At 42.5% G+C, this 2,237-nt stretch carries 2 protein-coding genes and 3 pseudogenes; 3 read left to right on the top strand and 2 right to left on the bottom strand.

From position 1 onward, the window contains the following. Positions 1–137 precede the first annotated feature (137 nt). Positions 138–827: pseudogene (locus O9323_RS15455) on the top strand (potassium channel family protein); the annotation flags it as partial. Further along, positions 824–1,078, top strand: a complete 255-nt coding sequence (locus tag O9323_RS15460; protein ID WP_052277998.1) for a hypothetical protein — start codon at positions 824–826, stop codon at positions 1,076–1,078. The pseudogene O9323_RS15455 and the gene O9323_RS15460, both read left to right, overlap by 4 nt. A gap of 108 nt (positions 1,079–1,186) precedes the next feature. Here O9323_RS15460 and O9323_RS22920 read toward each other — a convergent pair. Continuing rightward, positions 1,187–1,375 (bottom strand): annotated as a pseudogene (locus O9323_RS22920) (Uma2 family endonuclease); the annotation flags it as partial. Between the two features lie 103 nt (positions 1,376–1,478). After that, positions 1,479–1,790 (bottom strand): annotated as a pseudogene (locus tag O9323_RS22925) (Uma2 family endonuclease); the annotation flags it as partial. A gap of 90 nt (positions 1,791–1,880) precedes the next feature. Between O9323_RS22925 and O9323_RS15475 the strand changes: the two are divergent. Beyond that, positions 1,881–2,237: RNA-guided endonuclease InsQ/TnpB family protein (locus O9323_RS15475; protein WP_288125391.1), on the top strand; the 357-nt coding region annotated here is incomplete at its 3' end.

Genomic DNA, 2,237 nt, shown 5'->3' on the forward strand with positions numbered 1-2,237 from the left:
GATCACTCTAAGTAGGGGGAGAGCCTTCGAGCGCCTCCGCAGCTAAGGGACTTGCGCTTTGATAATATGCCATCTGGCCGGTCTGATTCTTCTACAGAGCGATTTTCAAAGCTGGGATATTATTCCCACGCAAGTCCCTTATCTGTGGTTTAGGAGGTATCGGCACCCGGATCGTGCGACAATTACACGAGCAAGGCTGTGAAGTGGTGGTGATTGAATCGGACCCCAATAATCGATTTTTGCATTCCGTGCGCTCCTGGGGAATCCCCGTTATCATCGAGGATGCGCGTCTAGTGGCTACCCTAGAAACGGCTAATATTAATAACGCCGAATCTTTGATCGTGGTTACTTACGAGGATATGATTAATGTGGAGATTGCCCTCACTGCTAAAGCGATCGCTCCTAAAATTAATCTAGTTTTACGCTGCTCTCAGGAACAATTCGGGCGATCGATTCAAGAGGTTTTTGATTTTGATACGGTATTATGTCCCCGGGATCTGGCTACCTATTCCTTCGCTGCGGCCGCTTTGGGCGGTAGAATTCTCGGTAATGGCATGACCGATGATCTTCTCTGGGTTGCTTTGGCTACATTAATCACACCTAATCATCCTTTTATGGGGCAAATTGTCAAGGAAGCGGCGATGAATGCCGATTTTGTGCCACTTTACTTAGAAAAACAAGGTCAAACTATCCACGGTTGGCAATTACTAGAAATTACTCTCGACCAAGGTGATATTCTTTATCTAACTATGCCGGCTATGCGTTTACAACAGGTTTGGCAAAATACTTCCCTAACTATTCCCCAATCTTTCCCCGATTTAAAATGATTTCCGGTCTTAATTATCTGAGCAAAGCTAGTTATCGCTGTATCTTGAGTTTAGGCAGTGCTGGCAGTATTTTAAGTCTCGCTAGTGCCAGCAGCATTTTAAGTCTGGTTAGTATCGGCAGTATGCTCAGTATTGGCAGTGTCGGCAGTATTCTCAGTATTGGCAGTGTTGGCAGTATTCTAAGTGTCGGCAGTGTCGGCAGTATATTTGGCATCTTTCAATATCATTCTCTGCCTAACCATCCAGAGTAGTTCTAATGAACTACTCCTCACCGCTTCTTTGTCGATGGCGGTTTTTTGAGTTTAAACTGTGGGGCGATCGCTTTTTATGAAAACAAAATAGAAAGGTTATTAATCGGATTAACCGATTTGTGAAACTGCGGCAAAACTAACACGACGATAAATTTCTAGCAAGGGAAGTTCAACGTTTAAACTCTCCAGAGGGATTATTTGACTAAGTTGATCGTAGGTTTGTAGTTGCCAGCGATCGCTCTGTGCGAGTCTGAAATATTGCTCAATGTAGGGTTCAGTTTGACTAACGAGCAGGTAAGTAGTCATGCAAAATAAATTTCCTAGTGAAGACAGGCAAGAGGCAATAGGCAAGAGGCAAAAGCTTGATCGAAATGTGTAATTAATTTTGCTTAGGTACTTATTCACAAAAACTTGGCAGGGAACGATATTTTCTAAATTTATCACCTCGATCATCTGCTTCCGTGGCGGGGGAAAGCACCTCTACAATAAATAAAGGATTAAGAATTTCGTCTTTGCGATCGCCGTTAAATTCCGGTTCATGGTTAACGATCATGAGATCGGTATAGGTTCCACAATTATATTCAGGAATCCACAGCCGCAGATCGCTGTTATACAGACGAAAATCCCTATCTCTCAATAAAAATCCCAAAAAAACCGAGATATTGATCGCGATTGCGCTGTGGGTTGCGGTTCCTCCAGGCATAAGAATCATCGAAAATTTGGGTCTGAAACCCCGTCGTTCTACGACGGCTTTACTGTTAAATATTAGCACATTTACGAAATATATGCTAAAATGTGAGGTATGGAAAAAGCCTATTCGTTTCGATTTTACCCAACACCAGAACAAGAGTCGCTATTGCGGCGCACTTTGGGCTGTGTAAGATTAGTTTACAACAAAGCTCTCCACGAACGAACACAAGCTTGGTACGAAAAGCAAGAAAGAGTAGGCTACGCTCAAACTTCTTCAATGCTAACCGAGTGGAAAAAACAAGAAGAATTAAACTTTCTCAATGAAGTTAGCTGTGTACCTTTACAACAAGGGTTAAGACACCTACAAACAGCTTTTACTAATTTCTTTGCTGGTCGTACTAAGTATCCTAACTTTAAGAAAAAACATCAGGGAGGAAGTGCCGAATTTACCAAATCAGCCTTTAAATTT

Origin of the sequence: Microcystis sp. LE19-131.1A (assembly GCF_027532015.1) — a bacterium.
In the GTDB taxonomy this organism is placed as follows: domain Bacteria; phylum Cyanobacteriota; class Cyanobacteriia; order Cyanobacteriales; family Microcystaceae; genus Microcystis; species Microcystis ichthyoblabe_A.